At 38.6% G+C, this 22338-nt stretch carries 25 protein-coding genes, 7 pseudogenes and 1 riboswitch; of the genes and pseudogenes, 20 read left to right on the top strand and 12 right to left on the bottom strand.

Annotated elements, in window-relative coordinates; genetic code table 11:
• The first annotated feature begins 78 nt into the window (after positions 1–78).
• Positions 79–216 carry a hypothetical protein gene (locus JCM13188_RS19430; protein ID WP_279401886.1) on the top strand — a complete coding sequence of 46 codons (138 nt, stop codon included), beginning with the start codon at positions 79–81 and terminating at the stop codon, positions 214–216.
• Between the two features lie 22 nt (positions 217–238).
• Positions 239–445, top strand: a pseudogene (locus JCM13188_RS19425) (YozQ family protein); the annotation flags it as partial.
• A gap of 36 nt (positions 446–481) precedes the next feature.
• Here the strand turns inward: JCM13188_RS19425 and JCM13188_RS13890 are convergent.
• The 3 genes and pseudogenes from JCM13188_RS13890 to JCM13188_RS13880 form a co-directional block, all read right to left on the bottom strand.
• Positions 482–763 (bottom strand): four-helix bundle copper-binding protein, encoded by a 282-nt coding sequence (locus JCM13188_RS13890; RefSeq protein WP_500796499.1) that lies wholly within the window; start codon positions 761–763, stop codon positions 482–484.
• Positions 764–864: 101 nt separating this feature from the next.
• Positions 865–2090, bottom strand: a pseudogene (locus tag JCM13188_RS13885) (MFS transporter).
• Positions 2091–2258: 168 nt separating this feature from the next.
• Positions 2259–2573 carry a DinB family protein gene (locus JCM13188_RS13880; RefSeq protein ID WP_369405057.1) on the bottom strand — a complete coding sequence of 105 codons (315 nt, stop codon included), beginning with the start codon at positions 2571–2573 and terminating at the stop codon, positions 2259–2261.
• Positions 2574–2679: 106 nt separating this feature from the next.
• Between JCM13188_RS13880 and JCM13188_RS13875 the strand changes: the two genes are divergently transcribed.
• From JCM13188_RS13875 to JCM13188_RS13865, 3 genes are all read left to right on the top strand, one after another.
• Positions 2680–3057, top strand: a complete 378-nt coding sequence (locus tag JCM13188_RS13875) for an HI0074 family nucleotidyltransferase substrate-binding subunit (protein WP_054754641.1) — start codon at positions 2680–2682, stop codon at positions 3055–3057.
• A gap of 102 nt (positions 3058–3159) precedes the next feature.
• Complete coding sequence (locus JCM13188_RS13870) at positions 3160–3447, top strand: hypothetical protein (RefSeq protein WP_054754640.1); 288 nt, start codon at positions 3160–3162, stop codon at positions 3445–3447.
• A gap of 110 nt (positions 3448–3557) precedes the next feature.
• Positions 3558–3890, top strand: coding sequence for a YckD family protein (locus JCM13188_RS13865; protein ID WP_054754639.1), 333 nt, complete (start codon positions 3558–3560; stop codon positions 3888–3890).
• 22 nt (positions 3891–3912) lie between these two features.
• Here the strand turns inward: JCM13188_RS13865 and JCM13188_RS13860 are convergent, their stop codons facing one another.
• Positions 3913–4119: a DUF2164 domain-containing protein gene (locus JCM13188_RS13860; RefSeq protein ID WP_054754638.1), complete on the bottom strand. Its 207-nt coding sequence runs from the start codon at positions 4117–4119 to the stop codon at positions 3913–3915.
• A 114-nt stretch (positions 4120–4233) separates the two neighbouring features.
• On the opposite strand from JCM13188_RS13860, the gene JCM13188_RS13855 reads away from it, so the two are divergent.
• On the top strand, positions 4234–5043 hold the full coding sequence (locus JCM13188_RS13855; RefSeq protein WP_054754637.1) for a hypothetical protein: 810 nt from the start codon (positions 4234–4236) through the stop codon (positions 5041–5043).
• A gap of 29 nt (positions 5044–5072) precedes the next feature.
• On the opposite strand, the pseudogene JCM13188_RS13850 reads toward JCM13188_RS13855, so the two are convergent.
• Both JCM13188_RS13850 and JCM13188_RS13845 read right to left on the bottom strand, forming a co-directional pair.
• Positions 5073–5466 (bottom strand): annotated as a pseudogene (locus JCM13188_RS13850) (secondary thiamine-phosphate synthase enzyme YjbQ).
• Positions 5450–5892: pseudogene (locus tag JCM13188_RS13845) on the bottom strand (VOC family protein). The pseudogenes JCM13188_RS13850 and JCM13188_RS13845 overlap by 17 nt, the downstream one beginning before the upstream one ends.
• 157 nt (positions 5893–6049) lie before the next feature.
• Here JCM13188_RS13845 and JCM13188_RS13840 point away from each other — a divergent pair.
• The 3 genes and pseudogenes from JCM13188_RS13840 to JCM13188_RS13830 all read left to right on the top strand — a co-directional run bounded on the left by JCM13188_RS13840 (position 6050) and on the right by JCM13188_RS13830 (position 8808).
• Positions 6050–7242 (top strand): annotated as a pseudogene (locus JCM13188_RS13840) (CynX/NimT family MFS transporter).
• A 13-nt stretch (positions 7243–7255) separates the two neighbouring features.
• A complete protein-coding gene (locus tag JCM13188_RS13835; protein WP_279401885.1) occupies positions 7256–8074 on the top strand; it encodes a putative RNA methyltransferase in 819 nt (272 codons plus the stop codon).
• A gap of 2 nt (positions 8075–8076) precedes the next feature.
• Positions 8077–8808: a hypothetical protein gene (locus JCM13188_RS13830; RefSeq protein ID WP_054754636.1), complete on the top strand. Its 732-nt coding sequence runs from the start codon at positions 8077–8079 to the stop codon at positions 8806–8808.
• A 153-nt stretch (positions 8809–8961) separates the two neighbouring features.
• Here JCM13188_RS13830 and JCM13188_RS13825 read toward each other — a convergent pair whose 3' ends face one another.
• A complete protein-coding gene (locus JCM13188_RS13825) occupies positions 8962–9198 on the bottom strand; it encodes a DUF362 domain-containing protein (protein WP_054754635.1) in 237 nt (78 codons plus the stop codon).
• 701 nt (positions 9199–9899) lie between these two features.
• The gene (locus JCM13188_RS13820; protein ID WP_279401884.1) at positions 9900–10226 is read right to left on the bottom strand and encodes a VOC family protein; all 327 of its coding nucleotides are present in this window, start codon (positions 10224–10226) and stop codon (positions 9900–9902) included.
• A 106-nt stretch (positions 10227–10332) separates the two neighbouring features.
• Here JCM13188_RS13820 and JCM13188_RS13815 point away from each other — a divergent pair, with 106 nt between their 5' ends.
• From JCM13188_RS13815 to trhO, 6 genes and pseudogenes are all read left to right on the top strand, one after another.
• On the top strand, positions 10333–11184 hold the full coding sequence (locus JCM13188_RS13815) for an MBL fold metallo-hydrolase (protein WP_054754634.1): 852 nt from the start codon (positions 10333–10335) through the stop codon (positions 11182–11184).
• A 116-nt stretch (positions 11185–11300) separates the two neighbouring features.
• Positions 11301–11409, top strand: a riboswitch (SAM riboswitch).
• A 95-nt stretch (positions 11410–11504) separates the two neighbouring features.
• Positions 11505–12473: a homoserine O-acetyltransferase family protein gene (locus JCM13188_RS13810; protein WP_279401883.1), complete on the top strand. Its 969-nt coding sequence runs from the start codon at positions 11505–11507 to the stop codon at positions 12471–12473.
• 91 nt (positions 12474–12564) lie between these two features.
• Positions 12565–13883: pseudogene (locus JCM13188_RS13805) on the top strand (O-acetylhomoserine aminocarboxypropyltransferase/cysteine synthase family protein).
• 57 nt (positions 13884–13940) lie between these two features.
• Positions 13941–14867, top strand: a complete 927-nt coding sequence (locus JCM13188_RS13800) for a homoserine dehydrogenase (RefSeq protein WP_279401882.1) — start codon at positions 13941–13943, stop codon at positions 14865–14867.
• A gap of 153 nt (positions 14868–15020) precedes the next feature.
• Positions 15021–15527: a hypothetical protein gene (locus tag JCM13188_RS13795; protein ID WP_054754632.1), complete on the top strand. Its 507-nt coding sequence runs from the start codon at positions 15021–15023 to the stop codon at positions 15525–15527.
• 148 nt (positions 15528–15675) lie between these two features.
• A complete protein-coding gene (gene trhO / locus JCM13188_RS13790; RefSeq protein ID WP_054754631.1) occupies positions 15676–16653 on the top strand; it encodes an oxygen-dependent tRNA uridine(34) hydroxylase TrhO in 978 nt (325 codons plus the stop codon).
• Positions 16654–16689: 36 nt separating this feature from the next.
• Here trhO and JCM13188_RS13785 read toward each other — a convergent pair whose 3' ends face one another.
• From JCM13188_RS13785 to JCM13188_RS13770, 4 genes and pseudogenes are all read right to left on the bottom strand, one after another.
• Complete coding sequence (locus tag JCM13188_RS13785) at positions 16690–17313, bottom strand: PH domain-containing protein (RefSeq protein WP_054754630.1); 624 nt, start codon at positions 17311–17313, stop codon at positions 16690–16692.
• The gene (locus JCM13188_RS13780) at positions 17310–18101 is read right to left on the bottom strand and encodes a PH domain-containing protein (protein ID WP_279401881.1); all 792 of its coding nucleotides are present in this window, start codon (positions 18099–18101) and stop codon (positions 17310–17312) included. Before JCM13188_RS13780 ends, JCM13188_RS13785 begins: the two co-directional genes overlap by 4 nt.
• Positions 18094–18576, bottom strand: coding sequence for a PH domain-containing protein (locus JCM13188_RS13775; protein ID WP_054754628.1), 483 nt, complete (start codon positions 18574–18576; stop codon positions 18094–18096). The genes JCM13188_RS13780 and JCM13188_RS13775 overlap by 8 nt, the downstream gene beginning before the upstream one ends.
• A gap of 108 nt (positions 18577–18684) precedes the next feature.
• Positions 18685–19898 (bottom strand): annotated as a pseudogene (locus JCM13188_RS13770) (MFS transporter).
• Positions 19899–20110: 212 nt separating this feature from the next.
• On the opposite strand from JCM13188_RS13770, the gene JCM13188_RS13765 reads away from it, so the two are divergent.
• The 5 genes from JCM13188_RS13765 (at position 20111) to JCM13188_RS19420 (ending at position 22301) form a co-directional block, all read left to right on the top strand.
• Positions 20111–20467: a PadR family transcriptional regulator gene (locus JCM13188_RS13765; protein WP_054754627.1), complete on the top strand. Its 357-nt coding sequence runs from the start codon at positions 20111–20113 to the stop codon at positions 20465–20467.
• The gene (locus JCM13188_RS13760; protein WP_054754626.1) at positions 20436–21110 is read left to right on the top strand and encodes a DUF1129 family protein; all 675 of its coding nucleotides are present in this window, start codon (positions 20436–20438) and stop codon (positions 21108–21110) included. The genes JCM13188_RS13765 and JCM13188_RS13760 overlap by 32 nt, the downstream gene beginning before the upstream one ends.
• Before the next feature lie 76 nt (positions 21111–21186).
• Positions 21187–21837: an SDR family oxidoreductase gene (locus JCM13188_RS13755; RefSeq protein ID WP_054754625.1), complete on the top strand. Its 651-nt coding sequence runs from the start codon at positions 21187–21189 to the stop codon at positions 21835–21837.
• Positions 21838–21852: 15 nt separating this feature from the next.
• Positions 21853–22188, top strand: coding sequence for a DinB family protein (locus tag JCM13188_RS13750; protein WP_279401880.1), 336 nt, complete (start codon positions 21853–21855; stop codon positions 22186–22188).
• Positions 22185–22301 carry a DinB family protein gene (locus JCM13188_RS19420; RefSeq protein ID WP_279401879.1) on the top strand — a complete coding sequence of 39 codons (117 nt, stop codon included), beginning with the start codon at positions 22185–22187 and terminating at the stop codon, positions 22299–22301. The genes JCM13188_RS13750 and JCM13188_RS19420 overlap by 4 nt, the downstream gene beginning before the upstream one ends.
• Positions 22302–22338 lie beyond the last annotated feature (37 nt).

Below are 22338 nucleotides of genomic sequence, written 5' to 3'. Positions count from 1 at the left end.
TTTAAGTTAATCTGAACGACTTAAAAGCGAATAGTACAACCTCTTTCCAACATAAATTCTTACAAAGGAGAGGGTGCGATGCTCAGGAATATTGATTGGCAAATGGTCACATTTGTTGGTGGTATGGTCCTTAAAGAATACTGGATTTATTATAGATTGCCTCAAATTTATTATTGGGAAACCCATTTAGAATATGACACGAAAAAGTCCGCTTAAGTGTTAATTCTTAATTTCTGTTCATACTAAGGGAAAAGGTGAATGGAGGTTAAGCATGTCACATAAGAAAAAGAAGCAGGAAGAGAATAAAGTTGCTGAGAAGAATTATGAGCCTTCGGACTATGAAGGTGAAACCCAAATAGAACAAGGGTTAGCAGAAACACATGAACAAGTCTCGGATGGGTATCATGAAGGTACGATTGATCGAGCACAAGGTAGAGAAGATTAAATTAAGCTCCAGTGGGAACCCACTGGAGCTTTACTGTTATGATGCTAGTTTCTCACATTCTTGAGCACATCTATGACATGCGTCTGCACACTTCTGGCAGTGGTCATGATCATGTTTAGCACATTCATCACCACACGCACGGCATACAGCTGCACATAATTGTGCGTATTCCTTAACGAATTTCGTATCTAATGTTAAGGCTTGTTCAAAGTTTGAACAAATATCAGCACATTCTCGGTCTAATCTTACACATTCAATCATATGTTCTAAGTCAGGTTCCTGTAGGCAGGCTGTGTAACAATGGTTACATGCCTCCATACATTCATGTAAAAACGTTAATGACATCAGCATATTTTTCGTGGCTCATCTAAAATCCTCCTTAAAAGGTTTTATAGATATATTGCCACTCTTAATTTTAATTAAACATTAAGAGGCGATTGGTCTTCCGTTATTTTTTCATCTATAAACTTAAAGTACGGAAGTGAAATACCAAAGAAAGAGGTAGCACAAATAATCCCACCAATCATAAAGTACATTGGTCTGATGCCATATAATTCGCTCAAAATTCCACCTATAAACAGCCCTAACAATACAGCTCCTCGGACAATTAACATACGCACAGATCCCACCTTTCCCATAAGTCGGTCCGGGACGGCTAGTTGTAATAAGGTGATGTTATGTATGCTAAAAATAGCAATCATTATTCCGCCAATACTTTCAGTGAAAATCGCAAACCAAATACTATGGTTGAACCCAAGTGCAATAAACGTTAAGCCTCCGACAAATAAGGCACCAAGCATCATGAGTCTTCTGCTATTTATTTTGAAATAGTTAATTAATAATGCCCCAATTACATATCCTAGTGGAAATCCGGCTAAAAATAACCCGTAATGAAGCTCATTACCAGCGAGAACATCTGTAATATAAGGGATCGTAATAACAATGGTGACGCCAACACCAAATTGAACAAATGCTAAGAAAATATTTAGCCATAAAATGATTTTTGTCTGAAAAAGTATGAAGTACCTTCTATAAACTCTTGAATCCATGGTTTGCGAATATCTCGAGGACCTCTTTTTTCTTGAACGCGCAAAATAAGAAATCCGCTTAAAAATAACAAAGTACTAACCATTGCCAATGTGATTTCAGCACTCAAGTATTGAACAACTAACCCGGCAGTTATGGGTGCCACAACCGTCATGACTCTAATGGTACTTTCTAAATAGCCATTTGCAGTTTGTAGTTGTTCTCTAGATACAATCGTTGGAGTGATTGCTTGATTCGCAGGTATATATAGAGGGGTAATGATTCCAATGATGAATTGAACCAGATATAAGTGCCACACTTCTAGGTGCCCCGTAGATAAAACAATTAGCGGAAAGATGAAAATAAGTCCCCTTGACCACTGGGTGAGGACCATAATCCATTTCCGACTCCACCTATCAATGTAAGGCCCAATGATAAGCTGTAACGTTAAGGATGATAAATAATATAAAATCCATATGCTACCTAAAGCCAATGTGGATTCTGTAAGGCGATACACCAAGATGGACATGCAGAACGTCCCGAATTGTCCACCAAGTTCTGATATACCATTGCCAAACCAAATAGATGTGAAAGAACGGTTTTTTAATAGTGGCTTCATTTCTAGCACTTCCCAATATTGTTAATAACGAATAAATTTTTTCAAATCATTAATAGCTTGAATGTGCATGCCTTCATGAAAAATAGTTCTGATCAAGGCCTGTTCAATTGTAAACATTCCCATTTCGGTTGGTGGAAATTTTTTCTTCTAGACGGTTACCATAGAGGTCTATAATTTTTGAGTTTGCTCGCTTAATAGTTGTTTTAAATGTGAAAAAGATGGGGTCTCAGCGCTAAAATCATTCGGGCTTGTCCCGAATCCAAACCAACCGTTGTAATGATCAGGATATAGATTGTCTTTCGTCAACACTTTAATCCACATGTATTGGTCTAAGTAAACATGCCCTAAATTCCAGCGAATGCTGTTGTTAAAACCTTTTGGGGTGATGTCAGCCTCTTTTTCTGAGACATCACTCACGAGTGACAACAACTCTTCTCTATAAGATTTAAGCTGATTAAACAATACTTTATGTCGTTTTAGCATGGTAAACCTCCGAATTATATTTGTTATATATTTCGACAAATATATGACGAATCCTTTAATCTTTGTTTTAATATAGATAGAAGACTTATAATAAGGAGCTTTTCCTATGGAAGACAGTAAAGAAATACGGTGGAAGCAATTTTTTGAGAACTATGAAAAAGTGTTTAACCGTCTGAACGAGCATAGTCAAGAGATGTTAGATAGTGAACTTGAGATCGCGGGGTACATACATTTTTTTGAAATGGCTATGGAGCATGCGAATAAAGTGATCTATTCGTATTTAGAAGCTAAAGAAGTTGCCGTAGAAACACCGAGGGAGTCGATCAAAGAGATGGCTAAACTTGGCTTAATTGAAAATGAACGGGTATGGTTTAAGGCGCAGAACCGTAGGAATTTAACTATTTTTATTCATAATGATGAATTGGCAAATGAATTAGTTAATGATATTGATCATATTTATTTACCTGACTTAAACGTTTTATGAAAACCTGAAGGCTTTAGTATAGTGGAAGCAATTGTTAAACATACTCATCCCTTTTAGAACCAAACTAATAATGATCATGTATATGAAAAGGGGTGTAAGTCAATGCAAATGCGCATGAAGAATATAGAATGGCTTCCGATGATTGCATCAATTGGAATTGGAGCTGCAGCTTATAGCATGATGACCGGTCGCGGTGGTCAATTGCAGAGCTTTTTACCAATGCTAACGAATATGATGAATCAACAAGGTCAAATGGGTCAAAAACAACAGGGCGGAGCAGCTCAGCAACAAAAACAAACGCAAAATCAGCAAAACCCTATGGGAGCATTAGCGCAGCAAGCACAACAGGGGCAACAGCAAAAGCAAAACCAACAACCACAAATTCATTAATATAAAGGCAGGGACTCGTTCCCTGCTTTTGTCATGTAATTGTAATGGATAAATAAGACAATATTGAACATGTTAACGAATGATACCTTACATGAAAGGAAGTTGTTAACATGAAGAAACTTTGGTTTAGTGTTTTGACTGTTGCGGTAATAGCTATTGGAGTATTTGGTGTTGTATCAGCTGAACCCGATCCAGTTGAAAAGTCTGAGTTAACGGAAGAGCAGCAGGAAGAGATGGCGTCTCTACAAAATGAAGTATTAGAAAAAGAGAAGGAGATTATACAAAAATACGTTGACTTTGGTGTAATTTCAAAAGAAAAAGGAGATCATGTCATCAGTTACTTAGTGAAGCATTATGAAAAACTAGAAGCGAATGGTTTTGTACCGAATTGGGATCAAAAGCATGAGAAAAAAGATGATCGTGAAGGCCATAATGAAGAATAAAAGCCAACTACCCTGTTGGCTTTTATTTAATTGGGCGTTCTAATGCTAGTAGGTCTTCATCTATATTCATCACTTTTTGTTCAACTAAGTTTTTTGCATCTTCAATGCCTTTATTATAAAAGTGTGGCCCTAACTCCTCCGTCATAAATTCGAGAAAACTTTCTGCCGCGATTTCACCAATTTCATCTCCACGTTCTTCATAAAAATAAGTTTGAATTTGTTCAATCATACGCCGTTTATTTCGGGTTTATATTAAACATTGATACCCTCCTACTTCTTCCTTTTTGTAGTATATCATGATATGCTATGATGAGAATGAAACTTTAACGAAGTAGGTGTTTGTGTGAGCTTTTTAAGGCTATCAGTTTCAGATTTATCAAGTGTATTTTTATTAGCTGTCGTGCTTGTTTTAATCATGACGGGCATTAAATACATATCGAAATGGAAGCAGTTTGACAGAACAAGTTTAATGTTGCTCGTGATGACAACGGCGACATTTCTACTTCTCAGTCATTTCGATCCTTATACATTTAGCACGTTGTGGCGCAAGTTTCTTATTTTAACAATCATGGCTGTTATTTTAAATTACCTTTTCAATATGGCGGTTGAAAGTAAACTGCAGGAAAAGGAAAAGGAGATTGACTTTCGAGAAGGTAAAGTGGTGGCAAGAGGTGCTTTAATTGGCGGTGCCGTCTTACTGATCGGGTTTACTGCGTTTACAATTTGGTATACACAACCAAAAGATTTTAATCAAACATTAGAAGGTATTCATTTACAGTTAGGCAATGATCAGTCAGAAGACGTACGAATTGAACTCGATGGGGAATTAAAACAAACATTGTTTGGTGGCGCTGTATATGAAGGCTATTTTAATATACAGGGCACTGAAACTAAAATTCCTGAGAAAGAAGCTGAGGCTCTAATTGATTACCGAAACAGCGGAGAAGAGTCCGGAACCTTATTCTATTATGGGTCAGATATCGGACTTGTAGGGGAGATTTTTGTAAAAGATAATTTTGAGGAGATCGTCATTACGTATTCTCCTGATGAATCCTGGACAAGTGACGATGGCCAGGTCATTGCAGCTCCTGCTCAAAACCGCGAGGGAGCATTGAAACTCGCCAGAGAACTAACAAACTACGAGTTAAAATAAGCGCTTGGGGGAAGTTCCCCCCAAGCGTTTTATATTATTTTTACATAGAAATGTCTGTTGCGCGGTCCGTCAAACTCACAAAATAAATGCCTTGCCAGGTTCCGAGAATGAGCTCGCCATTTTCAACAATAACATGCTGAGAAGCGCCAACTGTGCTAGCTTTCATATGCGCAGCTGTATTGCCTTCCATATGAAGGTCTAGCTTGTGATTCCAAGGATAAACTTCATCAAACGTCTTAACATGTCCGTTTTTACATCGGGATCAGCGTTTTCGTTAATCGTGATACCTCCAGTGGTGTGAGCACAATACACGATAACAGCACCATCTTTGACACCTTGTTCTTTAACAAACTGCTCAACCTCGTGTGTCACGTCAATCATTTGGTCATGCTTGTCGGTTTTTAGATTAATTTTCTTTAGCATCATTTTCACCTCTTAGATTTGGATAATCACAATATTCGATAATTGTCCCGCCTGTATCAGCAGGGTTTAAATAAATAAGTCGTCTTCCGTGCTTGTTTATGCGCCGCGTTTCTTCCATCACTCTAATTCCTTGTTTGTTTAGTTCTTCAATGGCTTGGTCTAAGTGGTTTACACGATAAGCGATGTGGTGAACACCTTTCCCTTTTGTTTAATGAACCGAGCAATAGGTGACGTTGTATTATTGGTCGGAGATAAAAGTTCAGTTGTTGTCCCGTTAACATTCATCACAGCAATTTCACTTTCAACTCCGACTTTCTCACTTCGGTAACGGTCGATTAGTTCAGCACCAAGGACTTTGGTATAAAACTCAATCGAATCATCTAAATGTCTAACAGCAACGCCTATATGATCCAATGTTTTTTCCATAAAGCACACTCCTAATAAGGATTTAATTTAATGTAACAATAGTTTTGATGTGAACTCAAGAATTAGCATCGAATAATTAACAAGCATTTTCAATAAAATCAATATGAAGTAGTTATGATAAACTTATTAAAAGAGAAATAAGAACGAGGAGAAATCTATGGGACTAAACCACAATAAGTTAAGGTATGTGATCTTAATTGCAGGAATTGTATTGGTAGCATTTAATTTAAGGCCATCTATTACCGCAGTCGGCCCTGTGATTAGTGATATACGTATGGATACAGGTATGTCTAACGGAGCAGCAGGGCTGCTTACAACGGTTCCTCTGCTTGCTTTCGCGTTATTATCACCTCTAGCTCCAAAAATTGCTCAGCGTTTTGGAAATGAATGGACCGTTTTTATGGGACTCATATTATTAGGAATTGGAATTACGATTAGACCCACTACTGTCATTGGTTTTTATTTTTCGGAACGTTATTAGTCGGTGCTGGTATTGCGATTTGTAATGTTCTTTTGCCTGGTATTGTCAAAAATACATTTGTGAGGGTAGGGCTCATTACGGGGGCATACACATTGTCGATGAACTTTATGGCTAGCTTAGGTTCTGGTATTAGTGTGCCATTAGCCCATGGATTAGATTTAGGCTGGAAGAACGGGCTATTGTTTTGGGGTATATTTACTATTATCGCTCTTCTAGCATGGATCCCCCAACTACGTAAAAAGGGTCAGGCAGATGAAGTGGTTAAACCGAACCCTGCGAAAGATTCGTTATTAAAATCAAAGGTTGCTTGGCAAGTAACACTGTTTATGGGGCTACAGTCGTTCTTATTTTATTGCCTAATTGCATGGCTTCCAGAGATTCTCGTTAGTCGTGGAATAGATATATCGATTGCGGGCTGGATGGTGTCGATTATGCAAATTGCAGGATTACCGACTGCATTTTTGGCGCCATATCTAGCCGATCGGTACCCAAATCAAAGGGGCATAATCATTGTCTTAAGTCTATCATATATTTTAGGTCTTACGTTATTATTATTTGGAAATCATATTGCTGTTCTATCCGTAAGCATTCTGTTTGCAGGAGCGTCTCAAGGTGCAAGTATCGCATTATCTCTAGCCTTATTGAGCCTGCGAGCGAGAGATGCTAAGCAGGCAGCCAATTTATCCGGTATGGCGCAATCAATTGGTTATTTGTTAGCGGCAGTTGGCCCATTTACGGTGGGGGTCATTTTTGACGTGTTTAGTTCATGGACACCATCTTTAATCCTGTTTATTTTAATAGCGACAGCAATGTTCTTAGCTGGACTTGGAGCAGGAAGAGACCGCTATGTAACCGCAGAAGAGACATAATGGAGTGTTTTAAGTGAAGAAAGTCGATCGTTTTAAATCTTACATGAAAAATAGTGAGCAGTTATTTAGCTGTCCGATTTGCGCTGCTTCAATGGTAGTTGATGACAACCATATTGTGTGTAAACAAAATCATTCTTTCGATATTGCAAAGAAAGGCTACATCAACATGATGACGCAGCCTGTTCACACGAAGTATGATAAGGATCTGTTCGAAGCTCGTTATCAATTCATTCAGCACGGTGTGTACAAGCCATTGCATGATAAGATCTCTGAATTGATTGGGCAGCGTCAATCGGTAATCGATTTAGGCTGCGGAGAGGGCTCACATTTGGCAAAGATCACGGAGCTAGTTAACCACGATATGATTCGAGCAGGGCTTGATATTGCCAAAGAGGGTGTGATGACGGCTTCGAAATATCATCTTGATGCGATCTGGTGTGTCGGAGATTTAGCTCAAGTGCCATTTAAAGATTCTAGTTTTGATGTCGTGCTTAATATTTTATCTCCAGCTAATTATGGTGAGTTTAAACGCTTGTTATCAGATGATGGGTTCGTAATAAAAGTTTTTCCGAACAGTGGATATTTAAAAGAGTTACGCGAAGCTTTTTACAACAATGAGGAATATAGCAATGAAGAGACAAAGAAGCGGTTCAAAGAGAGCTTATGTGATATCCAAGAAGAGAGACTTACTTATCAAGCACCTATTTCTGCTGAATTAGTTCCGTTTTTATTAAAGATGACACCTTTAACTTGGAATTTAAATGAACGAGTAGACCTTGAATTAAAAGAAGTGACAGTGGATGTAGATATTTTAGTTGGTAGAGGAGGGTAAATGTGAAACAAGTTTATGCCTATGAACGTGTTAGTGATTATGAGAAGTATGAGAAAATGACTCAGAGAATGAAGGATTTACTTAAGCCTTATCAATTTAAATTAGAAGCAGAATATCATTTAAAAGAGTTACCGAAAGCAATTGTCTGGACAACAACTGAACTTGCGACAGAAACATTTTCACAAATTCCGATTCCTGCATATACCAATAGGGATATAATTTACTTTGCTCCTGATTTGGAGGAATGGAAACGTCTATTCCTAGATCAATTAAAAGATAAGAATTTACCAGAGGTTCGTCGTTATTATAAAACAATATCTGAAAAGCATGTTTTAGCCATACTAGCACATGAATTAACTCACCATATTGATTTATTTCCTGATGAATTTGATGATGAACGTGATGATAGTATTTGGTTTGAGGAGGGTATGTGTGAGTACTTACCTCGTAAATTTTTGTTTTCAGAAGAAGAATTTGATCAGTTTGTAAATATTGAAGGCAAGTTAGTAGAAGTTTTCTCAGATCAATATGGAGGGCACTCATTAGATGATTTTGGTGCTAAATCATATGAGGGCAGTTTAACGAGTATAATGTATGATTATTGGCGAAGTTTTTTAGCTGTAAAACAATTGGTAGATAGGCACAATGGAGATGCAAGGTTAGTATTAGATCAATACAATGAATGGCACCTGAATGGGCGAAAAATATCGTTAACAAAGTTTTTTTCAATTTAATTGTTTAAAACTCTTTAACAAATAGGTGGGACAGAAAACAAATGAGTATTAGTGTTATTTTGAGTTAGCTAAAAAAATAAAGACGAATATTAGGAGTACTTTACCCAAATATTCGTCTTCTTCTAGGTTAAGACATGTTTTATCCCAGCCTCTTTAGCTTTTGAAAAATTCTTCAGCTTCTTTTAAATATTTTTCTTCCCCTGGCATAAGGTCAAAGTCTTCGACGATGGCTGCGACTGGGCATGCAGACACGCACGCGCCGCAGTTAATACATACATCAGGGTCTATGTAAAATTGATCCTTACCTTCTTCAATGCAGTCTACGGGACATACTTCCACGCACTCTGCTGCTTTTTCTGTTTGGCAAGGACTTGTAATGACGAATGCCATAATAGTTCCTCCTTTTATACCTTCAATTATAACGATAATCATTACGATTGGGGGTTGTCAAAAGATTGAACTATGGTAATTCGTACATTTTTATTAACTACCTGACAAGTGCACTGTTCGTTTCTATAAAAATTAATATGATAAAACAAGCAGTAAATAGAATTGTTAGATACAGCTAATCCTCACCAATCACCCTATATGGGCACTATGATGTGAGGTAACGGGTGAATTCAAATGAGCTATCACTTCCCTGGTTCTGCAGTCGTCCTCCTCCAAGACGGCAAGTACGTGAATCCCTCTCATTTTCGTAAATTAAAATGGTCCCTCTAAACATTTAGTCGGTTGTAAAAAGAGAAAAAGATTCCTTCAACTGATTTAACATTCACTGCTATGCAAGAGGGCTTAGGAATCTAAGTCCTCTTGTAATTTATTTATAAAAAGGGAAGTTACGTTCATAGAAGGAAGAAATCCGTTCATAGATCTAGGAGCTACGTTTATAGAATCCCAAGTTACGTTCATAGTAAGCAGAGAACCGTTCATAGGAAAGAAAGTTACGTTTATGGAAAGGGAAAAACCGTTCATAGAAAGAAAACTTACGTTTATAACAGTGTCCTAGAAAATTAAAAAACAGCATTTTCGAGTGAAAATGCTGCCTCTCTAATTAATCCTGACAAACCATCAACAAGTTGCCGTCTAAATCTTTAAAAACAAAAATGGTCAAATTGAACATCTGTGACTAGTTCAATACCATTCTCTTTCATAAATTCATACGATTCATGAATATCATCTGTTGCGAATTGAATAACAGGTGCTTTTAGAATTGGTAAGGCTTCACCCTCTTCACGCCACGCTGGCATAGAGTCAAGGATCACACCAGTTCCCTCCATTTCTGCAACAAATAGGTGACCTTGATGAAATTCACCCTCACTTAAACCAAGGTACTTAGAATACCACTCTTGGGCTTTTACGACATCTTCAACAGGGATAAACACAACATTCACTTTATTTTTGATCGGGGTTTTAATCATGCCTAATCTCTCCTTTCATAGAATAGTATTCGACCATTAGTCAATTTTTCCTCTTTTCATAGTTCATTAAATATCGTTCATACTAATATTTAAGGAGGTTGATGTGATGGATCGTGAGATGAATTATGGTTCTGATTATAAGTTTATTCCTGCAACATCAATTGGTAGCGGAAAGGGAGTGGAGTTACTTCCGGATTTATACTGCCATACAATTCAAATCGTGAATATCGCTATTGTGGGTAGTAAAGATTCATTTGTATTAGTCGATGCGGGGATGCCGAATTCTTCAGATGATATTATTCAAATTGTTGAAAAGAGATACGGAGAAGGCGCTAAGCCAAATGCGATCATTCTTACTCACGGACATTTTGACCATGTAGGAGCTATTATTGAGCTGATTGAAAAGTGGGAGGTTCCAGTCTATGCTCATCCACTTGAGATACCATACCTAACTGGGCAGAAGAGTTACCCTGAACCAGATGCTTCAGTTGAAGGCGGGTTAGTAGCGAAAATGTCACCTTTTTTCCCGAATGAACCTGTCAATCTGGGTAAACATGTTGAGCCACTTCCGAAGAATGGCACAGTCCCTTATATGGACGGGTTCAGTTGGATTCATACGCCAGGCCATTCACCAGGTCATGTGTCCTTTTTTAGGGATGAAGATGGTGCTTTAATTGTGGGTGATGCGTTCGTGACGGTGAAACAGGAAAATTTATTCGATGTTATGATGCAAGAGCAAGAGTTTAGTGGTCCGCCGCGTTATTTAACAACAGACTGGAAGGCCGCTAAAGAATCTATCATTAAATTATCTAAGCTGCACCCAACCATTGCAGTCACGGGGCATGGTGTTCCGGTATACGGTCAAGAATTGACAGACAAACTTAATCAACTCGTGCGTAACTTTGATCAAATCGCCGTTCCCGATTATGGGAAATATATTGATCCTGATTTTCATTAAAATATAGGAATAAAAATAACTTAACGGAATATTCTTTTAACATAATAATTTATATTGACAGCTTGATAGGACCGTGCTAAGATATCAATTAATTCAAAATTTAATAATTTTTAAAACTCTTATCCAGAGTGGCTGAGGGACTGGCCCGATGACGCCCGGCAACCTTCAAACAGCGGTTTGAAAGGTGCTAATTCCTGCAAAGCAGTGTGCTTTGATAGATGAGAGGGACCATTATATTAGATGTCGTATATTCTGGCCTCTCTGCTCAAAGCAGGGAGGCTTTTTTAGTTTCTTAAAAAGGTTTGGAAGGAGGGATGGTTATGAGGTATCAAACAGGAACGGTAACTATTCCGAACTTTAGTTTAGAAAATGGTGAGCAGTTTCGTGAGGTTGAGCTTGCTTATGAAAGAAGTGGTCCTGAAAATGCACCAACTATTCTAGTTTGCCACGCATTAACCGGTAATCAATTTGCGGTGGGTACAGATTCGAAGCCTGGATGGTGGAGAGGGTTAATTCATGAAGGCGGATATATTGATACTCGTTATTATCAGGTCATAGCATTTAATGTGTTAGGCGGATGCGATGGTTCTACTGGGCCAGGTTCCGTAGGAGCAGATGGTGAACCATACCAAAATAATTTTCCATCATTAACGGTAAGAAATTTAGTAGAAGTTCAATTTGTTGCGCTTAACATGTTAGGCATTGATCACTTAAAGGCTGTAATCGGCGGCTCGCTTGGTGGTATGCAAGTATTAGAATGGGGACTTATGTACCCAGATTTTATGGATGCGATATTTCCAATTGCGGTCACCCCAACGTTTAGCGACTATGCGATTGCGTTTAATCACATTGCTAAGCAAGCTATCAAATATGACCTTAAGAATAGCAGCCAACCTGAAAATGGTTTGAGCTTGGCGAGAATGGTCGGAATGGTGACATATCGATCAAATGAATTATTTAGTAAAAGGTTTGCGAGAAGTCAGGTAGAAGGTGAGTTTGATGTTGAATCTTACTTAGACCATCAAGGGGAAAAATTAGCAAAGAAATTTAACCCTTATAGTTATTTGAGATTACTCGACGTCATGAACAGTCATGATATTACAAGAGGCCGAGGTAGTTATCAAAATGCGATACAACGCTATGACGTTCCAGTCTTTGCGTTAGGCTTTTCAAATGACTTACTTTACCCGCCAGATGAGTTAAAAAGGTTTGTCATGGATATTGAAGATGCTGGGGGTTATGCTGAATTCTGTGAAGTAGATACGATGTTTGGTCACGATGGGTTTTAGTTGAATTTGAAAAGTGGGGACCATTTGTTCAAGACAAATTATCATCATTGATGGCAAAAGCCGTTTAAATACAAAAAAGGAGCGATTGTAAATGACTGAGGAGAAAAAATATCGATTAGAAACAGTGAGCATTCACGGAGGGTTAGAGGCAGACCCAGCGACGGGTTCAAGAGCGCTGCCTATTTATCAAACGAACTCTTATCAATTTAATAATACCGACCATGCGGCTGATTTGTTTGCGTTAAAAGAGCAAGGTTTTATTTACACGCGTATTGGAAATCCGACGGTAGGAGCTTTGGAGGAACGTGTAGCTCAGCTTGAAGGCGGTGTGGGTGCATTGGCACTATCAAGCGGGATGGCAGCGATCTCAACAGCTATTTTTAACATCGCAGAAGTGGGCGACGAAATTGTTTCGGCGTCAACATTATATGGTGGTACTTATAATTTGTTTTCAACGACGTTACCGAAGCATGGGATTAAAACGCATTTTGTGGACCCGAAAGACCCTGAGAATTTTAAAGAAGCGATCACACCTAAGACGAAGGCTATTTTGCAGAAACAATCGGAAATCCAGGACTTACGGTTTTGGATATTGAAAGAGTGGCTGAGATTGCACATGAAGCTGGAGTGCCGTTAATTGTCGATAATACATTTGCGACGCCATATTTATGTCGCCCGTTTGATTTTGGAGCAGACATTGTCGTTCACTCAGCGACGAAATGGCTTGGAGGTAATGGCACGACCCTAGGTGGAATTATAGTTGATGGCGGTAAATTTGACTGGAACACAGATAAATTCCCAGGATTTACTCAGCCAGACCCGAGCTATAACGGAATTGTGTATGCTGAGGCCTTACCTGAAGCGGCTTTTATTACAAAAGCACGTGTTCAGTTACTGCGTGATACTGGTGCAGCACTAAGTCCTTATAATGCTTTTCAAATTGCACTTGGGATTGAGACATTGCATGTTCGTTTAAAGGAGCATGTCGCCAATACACGTATGGTAGTCGAGTATTTAGAAGCACACCCTGGTGTTGACTGGGTGTTATATCCTGAGCAAGAAAGCCACCATTCTTCTGAACTCGTGAATAAATATCTCCCTAAAGGTGCAGGTTCAGTCGTGGTGTTTGGCATTAAAGGAGGCCGCGAAGCAGGAGCAGAGGTCATCAATAACGTAGAGTTATGGTCACACTTAGCAAATGTCGGCGATGCGAAAAGCTTAATTATCCATCCTGCGAGCACAACTCACCAACAATTAAGTGAAGAAGAAATTAAATCAACTGGTGTAACTGAAGATCTTATCCGTTTATCTGTTGGAATTGAGCATATCGATGATTTGTTGGGTGACCTCGAACAGGCGATTGAGATTGCGACTGGTGAAACATCTAATAAGGAATTCGTGAAGGCGTGATGCGTCCGATTAAAGTCGCTATTTTGGGTTTGGAACGGTGGGTAGTGCGTTTATGAGTTGATAGAGACCAAGCAAGATCTGCTTGAGCAACTTCTTGGGGGACCAGTTCGCGTGGATGCAGTTTTGGTTAAAGATGTTGGGAAAAGCCGAACAATTCATGATGACGTTCTAGTTACTGATGACTTCAGTGAGATTTTAAGATTGCCTGAATTGGATGTAGTGATCGAAGCCATAGTTAATGTAGAGCCTGGTTATACGTATTTGAGAAGGGCGATTGAAGCTGGACTTTATGTCGTGACGGCGAACAAGGAGCTTTTTGCAAATAAAGGCTTTGAATTGAGGCAGCTAGCTGAAAAGAGGGGAGTAAAGGTGTGCTTTGAAGCGACTGTTGCGGGCGGCGTACCGATTATTGGAGCTCTTAAGCAATTACTTAGATTCAATCAAGTTGTGAAGGTTGAAGCGATTTTGAACGGAACGATGAATTATATTTTGACGAAAATGCGAGAAGATCAGGTGTCATTAGAAGAGGCATTGCTGCAGGCTCAACGTTTAGGATATGCAGAAGCTGACCCGGCAAATGATGTTGAGGGATTTGATGTGCTGTTTAAGGTTGTGATTTTATTAGAGTTATTAACTGGAAGGAAAATTGACTGGGATCTAGTGCGATGCTCTGGGATTAGTGACATAACTCCTGCTGACATCAGTCAAGCATCGGTTCGTGGTGAGCGCATCAAGCATGTTGGCAGTCTTGTAGTTGATGATCAAGGGCAGGTCGAGGCTGAAGTCCGGCCAGTTTCTGTAGGTGAATCACACAAGTTGTATGCCATAGAAGGAGTCGATAACGCGATTGTGGTGACAGGTGATTTAACAGGAGACTTAGTTTTTCAAGGGCCAGGAGCAGGTAAGTACCCAACAGCAAGCATCATGATTGAGGATCTTGTCTCAATTTTTCAGTCCATTAAAAAGGCTGCAGTAAGTCGGTGAAAAAGCGTCCGCGGACGCTTTTTTATTTTGTATTTCTATATTTCAATTAACCTAGAAGGGGGAGAAGTATGATGGTGGTTAGAAAGAGCTTTTTAAGAATTTTCTGTTGTAACAATTCTTGATATATCACGTCTCATTTATAGGAGGGATATGATGAAGAATAATAGATATGTAAATACACGGACAACTAAAAGGCTGCAGGTTACAATTGCGATATGTTCTATAATTTTTACAATCGGAACCGCTCTACATAATTTTGTAATAATTAATACACCTTTAATTGAAACTATGATGCAAATGGCAGGGGCTTCAAATTCAGAAGAGGAGGCTGCTAGCTTTACAAGTGGTTTTAGAATAGTAGGGTGTGTATATATAGTCGGGAATGCTCTAGGAATATTAGCTTTTAAAAGTCAATCGACATTATTATGGTGGATTATACTTGTAGTTAATTTCACACAAGGTTTGGGGTTTATTATGATTCCATCATCCATGTGGGTGGCCGCTTTAAATGAATATGGTTTATGGGGAATTTTACCAAGTGCTATCACAGATGGTGGCGCGATTTTAATAGCTGGTTTAATGATTTATACAATGATAAAGTACGGTTCAACTTGGGGCAAAAAATTGATAAAAGGATCCGACTCTTCAGAAGGTTATTAGACCAATTCCTGTCCTCAGACGGGTTTTACCCACCTTAAACAGCATTTCCCAATTGCAAAATCACCCATTCTGTTGTAAAATTTATGGTTGGAAAAATCCATTCTACGTACTTATACGTAAGAAAATTAATTATGAGGTGGTTTTATTTATGGGAGATAAAACTTATCGCGTATTACTGTATTATAAGTACGTTCACATTGACAATCCAGAAGAGTTGACGAAAGATCATCTGAAATTCTGCAAGGATTTAGGTCTTAAAGGACGTATCTTAATCGCGGAAGAAGGTATTAATGGTACGGTGTCTGGTACCGTCGAACAAACAGACAATTATATGGAAGAGCTTCGTAGCGATCCGCGCTTCAAGGATATTGAGTTTAAAATCGATGAAGCGGATGGACATGCGTTTAAGAAGATGCATGTGCGTCATCGTTCGGAGATTGTGAGCCTTCGTTTGGAAGATGATATTGATCCGAATGAACTGACGGGCAACTATCTTGAGCCTAAAGAGTTCAAGAAATTACTAGAAGATGAGAACACGATTGTGTTAGATGCGCGTAATGACTACGAGTATGACTTAGGTCATTTCCGTGGTGCGATTCGCCCGGACATTAAGACGTTCAAAGAACTTCCTGATTGGGTTAAAGAAAATAAAGACATGCTGGAAGGTAAACAAATTTTAACTTACTGTACAGGTGGTATTCGCTGCGAGAAATTCTCTGGCTGGTTGAAAAAAGAAGGCTTTGAGAATGTTAACCAACTTCATGGCGGTATTGCCACTTACGGTAAAGACCCAGAAGTTCAAGGTGAGCTTTGGGACGGTCAGATGTACGTGTTCGATGAGCGTATCAGCGTTCCGGTTAACCAGAAAGAACACGTTGTGGTTGGTCGTGACTACTTCACAGGTGAACCTTGTGAGCGTTATGTGAACTGCGCGAACCCAGTGTGTAACAAACAAATTCTATGCTCTGAAGAGAATGAACACTTCTTCATGCGCGGTTGTACACATGAATGCCGCACAGCTGATCGCAATCTATATATTGAAGAACACGACTTATCAGAAGAAGAAGTTCAAGAGCGTTTAGACAAAATAGAAGAATATTATTCTGAACAAAAACAAGAAGCTTAAATATAGGAAAATCCACACGCTAAAACGTGTGGATTTTTAATTTTCAAGCCATTTAATAATCTTATTGTGTTCTTTCTCATCCAATTCTTTAACCCATAAATGACGACCAGATTGTTTGCTTAAAATAGACACTTTGAGTTGAGCTAATCCTTGTTTGCGATGCAGAAAATGGTGGATCCATTCTACTGATTGAATGCGCCTTTTGGGAATTAACACCGTCTCTTTACTTAATATCCTAAAACGAACCGACAAGTACTGATCATTGATTTGATAGCCTGCATCTCGATATCTCATCCATCCCATCCATAAACTTATGGCAACCAAAATAGCTGCAATCATCCACCAGTTTTGGAAAAAGATCAATGTAACCACTAATAGCAAAATCGGGATTGCCACGGCTCGGATTAAATAATAACCAATCGCACGTTTCGGAATCGAATTAAACTGTTTAGGAAGAGCATTATATTCAGGCAAAATATTTTCTAGAAAACTGTCAATTTTCTTTTTCCTTATAATCGGAAATAATAAAGTATGAGCTTCCGCTGTTTTACCGATTTCACCACCTGCAATGACGACATAAATGGTTGCAAAACCAAAAGGCTGCCGGATGATGCTTTCTTCAATCCCAATAGCTTGTATTCGTTTAAGCGGGATTGTCATCTGTTTTTCTCAAGTAAACCGCGAGTGATGAATAGTTCATGTTCATAACGGGTGATCTGGAAGTCGCCATACTTAATCAGCGAACCTAATATTCCGATGAGCCATAGAAAAATCACAATAACTAGTGCAATCACAATTAATGACTCGATAGCCTGAGCGAGTAACCAGCGAGTTGTTGCGTCATAGAATGTATCAGGAATAATGTTTTCAATTTGACTAAATGCTGCCCCAAACAACCCTAAAATAACACCAATGCTACCAGATGTTGCTCCTGCTATCCATAAATCTTTTTGATTTGCAGTTCGTTTAAAGTAATCATGTGTCTCTTCAACTTGATTATTACCCTCATCAAAATTTCCTTTTAACATCTCCTGAATGCGAAGGCCTTCGTCATATGTAACAGCACTAAGGTTAGCATCGACATTTTTATCACTACCAGCTGTTTCTAGATCAACCTTCGTTAATCCAAATGGCCGGTGAAAGATGCCTTGAGTTAGATCGATCGACTGGATTCTATTTCTTGATATGTAACGATCTTTCCGTATGAAAATCCCATGTTTAATATGTATTTGCTCAGGTGAGACTTCGTATGTAAAACGTAACCAGGATAATGCACCTAACACAATAAATAAAACGACTAGACCTAATAAACCTAGTAACACGTAATTTAGATATCCATCGCTTAGCACAACCACCGCAAAAGTTATAATAAAGTATGATGCTTGTTTAAAAAGCTTAAAAACATTGAATAGAATAGCAAGAGGGTTTAGGCGCTTTGGATTAGACATCATCTTGTTCAACCCTTGCTAACTCTGAAATTAAATCTCTTAATTCAGCAGCCTCGCTTTCTCGTAAAGCAGGAATTTCATGAGTTGTGGCAGCTGTGGTAATAGTTAAAGTCGCAAGTTTATATTTTGATAGAATTGGGCCTTGCTTGGTATCAACGTGCTGTACGTGAACCATCGGGATTAATGTCTGCGTCACGATGAGGACTCCGTGCTGTATGAAAATTTCCTCATTCAACACTTCATATCTCCACCTGCGCCAGCGAATCTTAGGAAACACAAATGGAGATAAAATTAAATCTATAATCGTTAGTACCGTTATTAGAATAGGAATCCATAATGATAAAAAGCTGAACTCATAGTATACATACCAAGCCCCAATACTCAATGCAACTGGGATAAGTGAAAAAATAATTGCCGTGAGTCTCCATGCACTAATTGCTTCATCAGCTATGCGCTGATTAGGTGGTCGTCTCATAAACATCGTCCTTTATGTAAAAAATTCACTTCTTTAATTGTAACAGAAAATACCAATTATTAATGATTGAATTAAAAAAGCACTTGGAAAATCTCCAAGTGCTAACGCCTATTTCATCGTTTCTTTCATGCGGATAGCCCTAAGGCCAGCTAAAAGTGGGAGGAGGGCAACTAACCCAATCGCCCAATCAACATCTAGTAAATCCGTAAATAAACCAGCAAACAGGGCGCCAAACGCATACCCACTATCTCGCCAGAAGCGATAATACCCAAGTGAGGTCGCTCGCCATTTAGGGTGAGAAGCGTCACCAACGGCTGCAATAATTGTTGGGTAAACCATCGCGGTTCCGATTCCTAAAATCACAGCTGCTGTAAGCCAAAGAGCGTACGTATCCACTAATAAAACATCCATAATGCTAAGGCTTGATTGATCATCCCGCTTACTATTAACCCCTTACGACCAATTTTGTCGCTCCAAATTCCCGTGAACAGCTGAAAGAAACCCCATGCAGCAGGGTAAACAGCAACGACGGTTCCAACTTGCCCAACTGTAAGGCCACCAGCAGTTAAGAAGACAGGGAACAGTCCCCATGCCATTCCGTCCTTTAAGTTAGTCGATAACCCAGCAAAGCTTAATGTTGAAAGTTCGCGATCCTTCCAAGTTGTTTTCTTAAAAACTTCTTTGGCATCGAAATCTTCTTTTTCTTCACCATCATGGCTGTCGGACTGCGCCTCAATATGTCTTTCAGTATCTTTTGCAAATAAAGATAAGATAAAACCAATCACGACAATTCCAATACCAAGATAAAACGGTTCTGGGCGAATTGAAGTCTGTGATGCTACATAACCCGAAATTCCGGCCATTAACCCGACACCAATATAGCCTGCAAACTCGTTGAATCCAACAGCGATTCCCCGTTGATTTCCTCGTGCTAAGTCAATTTTCATATTTAGCGTCATAGACCATGTAAGGCCTTGGTTAATACCAAGTAAAATATTCGCAACGACGATTACCCACCAGGCGTGAGCAACGATCACTAAAATCGGAACCAAAAGGCCAATTCCCCACCAACTAGTAAAACCTCACGGCGACCAAACGATCAGCGAGGCCACCAGCGAAAAAGTTCATCGCTGCTTTGGAAAACCGAAGCTCACGATAAATGATAACGCTGCACTAGCTGAGGCTAATCCGAAATGCTCTTCACCAATAATCGGAAGGACCGTTCGTTCAAGCCCCACCATAAAACCAACAAATAAATTAATAAAAACTAATAATGTAAATTGAATGATATTCTGTTTAATTCCAATGTGTGTTTGACTCATAGTGCAACTCCTTTTAAACAATCCAATACTATTGTAAAGATGATTTCAAAAAAAGTCATTTATTTCGAAAAAAACTTGCCAAATAAAAAAAATTTTATTTAAAATAAACTCAACTACTTTGTATAACAAGATAGTTATTTTTAGATTTACTATTTGGTTTTACAAGGTACTTAGCTTGGTAAACTATATGGTTATGCAAGGTAGGTGAAAAGATGGCGATAAGAAGTCAATTATTAAAAGGGATTTTAGAGGGGTGTATTCTGGCGATTATAGAAAAACAGCCTGTTTATGGATATGAGTTATCAGTTAAACTACAGGACTTTGACCTAGAGGTGAGTGAAGGCTCCATATACCCAATTTTATTAAGGCTTCAAAAGGAAAAATTAATTAGAGGTCAAATGGAGAAATCGCCAAGTGGTCCGAATAGAAAGTATTATTATTTAACAGAAGATGGTCAAAAGTCACTTGAAGAGTTTAGACATAATTGGGAGTGGATTAAAAAGCCGGTTGATCACATTTTAAGAAAGGGGAGAGGAAATGAACACAAAACAATTAATCGAAGAAAATAATCAAAAAAGAAAACACTTAACAAAAGAGAATAAAGATTATTATGAGGATATGCTGGTTTATATAAGACTTGCTTACGATAAATCTGAGGAGGAAACAGAAGAGGTACTATCGGAAATGTTAGACCATTTATTAATTGCACAAGAAGAAGGAAAAACGGCTGAGGATATCTTCGGGCATGATAAAAAAGCCTTTGCTGATGAAATAATTTGTGAATTACCCAAGATGTTAACTAAAAATCAACTCTCACTTATGTTCATGGGAATATTTTTCTTTCTTGCAACGGCTTTAGGAGCATCAGGGTTATTTGATACGATTGCTTATCATTTATTTAACTTTGGCTCTTTGTATAAGACCTATTACTTAGGTACTGAAAGCGTCAACCTTGTTTTATCGATTATTTTTTCTCTATTATTTTTAGTGTTGATTTTGCAATATCTAAAGTGGTCCTCCATAAAGAATCTTAATTCAGTAGTTGAATTTTTAGTAACGTGGATGATCGGGGTTATGACCTCGGGGTCTTTTTTCGTAATATATTATTTTATGCCTGATTTTGGCTATACCTACCAAGTGCCAGCTTATATAAAAATCATAATTGGTGTAGGATTTGCAATAATTGGATATATAATCAATAAACGCCGCTAATCATCTCTTTTGATAAGAAAATAGTTTTATGAAATACTTTTAAGTAGGTTCTAATTTAATAAAAGGAGCTGATTAAATGAAAGTATTAGTTGTCGGAGCAAATGGGCAAATTGGAAAACAAACAACAGAGATGCTACAAGAACATAACGACCATCATGTTAGAGCGATGGTACGTAAGGAAGATCAGCTTAACGAATTTAAAGATAAAGGTATCGAAGCAGTACTGGCTGACTTAGAAGGACCTGTTGATCAGTTAGCGCAAGCTGCTGATGGCTGTGACGCTGTCATATTTGCAGCAGGTTCAGGTGGCAAAACAGGTGCCGATAAAACATTACTCATTGATTTAGATGGCGCTATTAAAATGGTTGAAGCTGCTGAAAAAGCAGGTGTTGAACGCTTCTTAATGGTCAGTGCGCTTCAAGCTCACAATCGTGAAAATTGGAATGAGAAAATTCGCCACTACTATGTCGCAAAACACTATGCTGACAAAGCTTTAGTTGAAAGTTCACTTAATCATACTATTGTTCGTCCAGGTGGATTGCTTAACGAAGAGGGGACAGGTAAGGTACGCGTTGCTGAAAATCTACCTGAACGTGCTACGATCCCACGTGAAGATGTTGCTCGTGTACTAGTAGCTTCTCTAAATGAAGAAAAAAAAACGTTCAATCGTGGGTTTGATTTACTTTCAGGGGAATACTCTGTTGAAAAAGCATTAAGTACACTGTAATCGGGAGGTTTAATTATGTCTAAAGTAGAGAGTTTTTTAAACGATTGGTTAAATCATCGGGAAAAACTTGAGGCACTTCTTGAGAAAATTGATGATGAGCATGTTCACTATAAACCGTGGGATGGAGGGATGTCTCTTGGGACATTAGCACTTCATGTCGCTTTAGCAGGTGATATGTTTGCCAATATGGTAAAAACGGAAAAGATGGAAGCGCCTGATATGCCTAAGTTCGATACGATGGATGAGGTGCGAGAGAAAGTTAAAGAGTTAACTGAGAGTACAAAGAAAAAGATTCAAGAAATGACAGATGAAGAACTCGATCAACAAACGAGGCTGAGCTGCCGCAAATGAAGGGGACTAAATTTAATTACCTTCAAGGCATGTACGAACATGAGATTCATCATAAAGGTCAGCTGTTCATCTATGCTAGAATGGTTGGAGTTAAGGACGTTCCATTTTTTTAAAAAAAAATGTGCACACCCTGTAAGAAGGGTGTCAATA

Source organism: Piscibacillus salipiscarius JCM 13188, from assembly GCF_001311865.1.
GTDB classification, from domain to species: Bacteria; Bacillota; Bacilli; order Bacillales; family Alkalibacillaceae; genus Piscibacillus; species Piscibacillus salipiscarius.
This window is presented reverse-complemented; position numbering and strand designations above follow the sequence as displayed.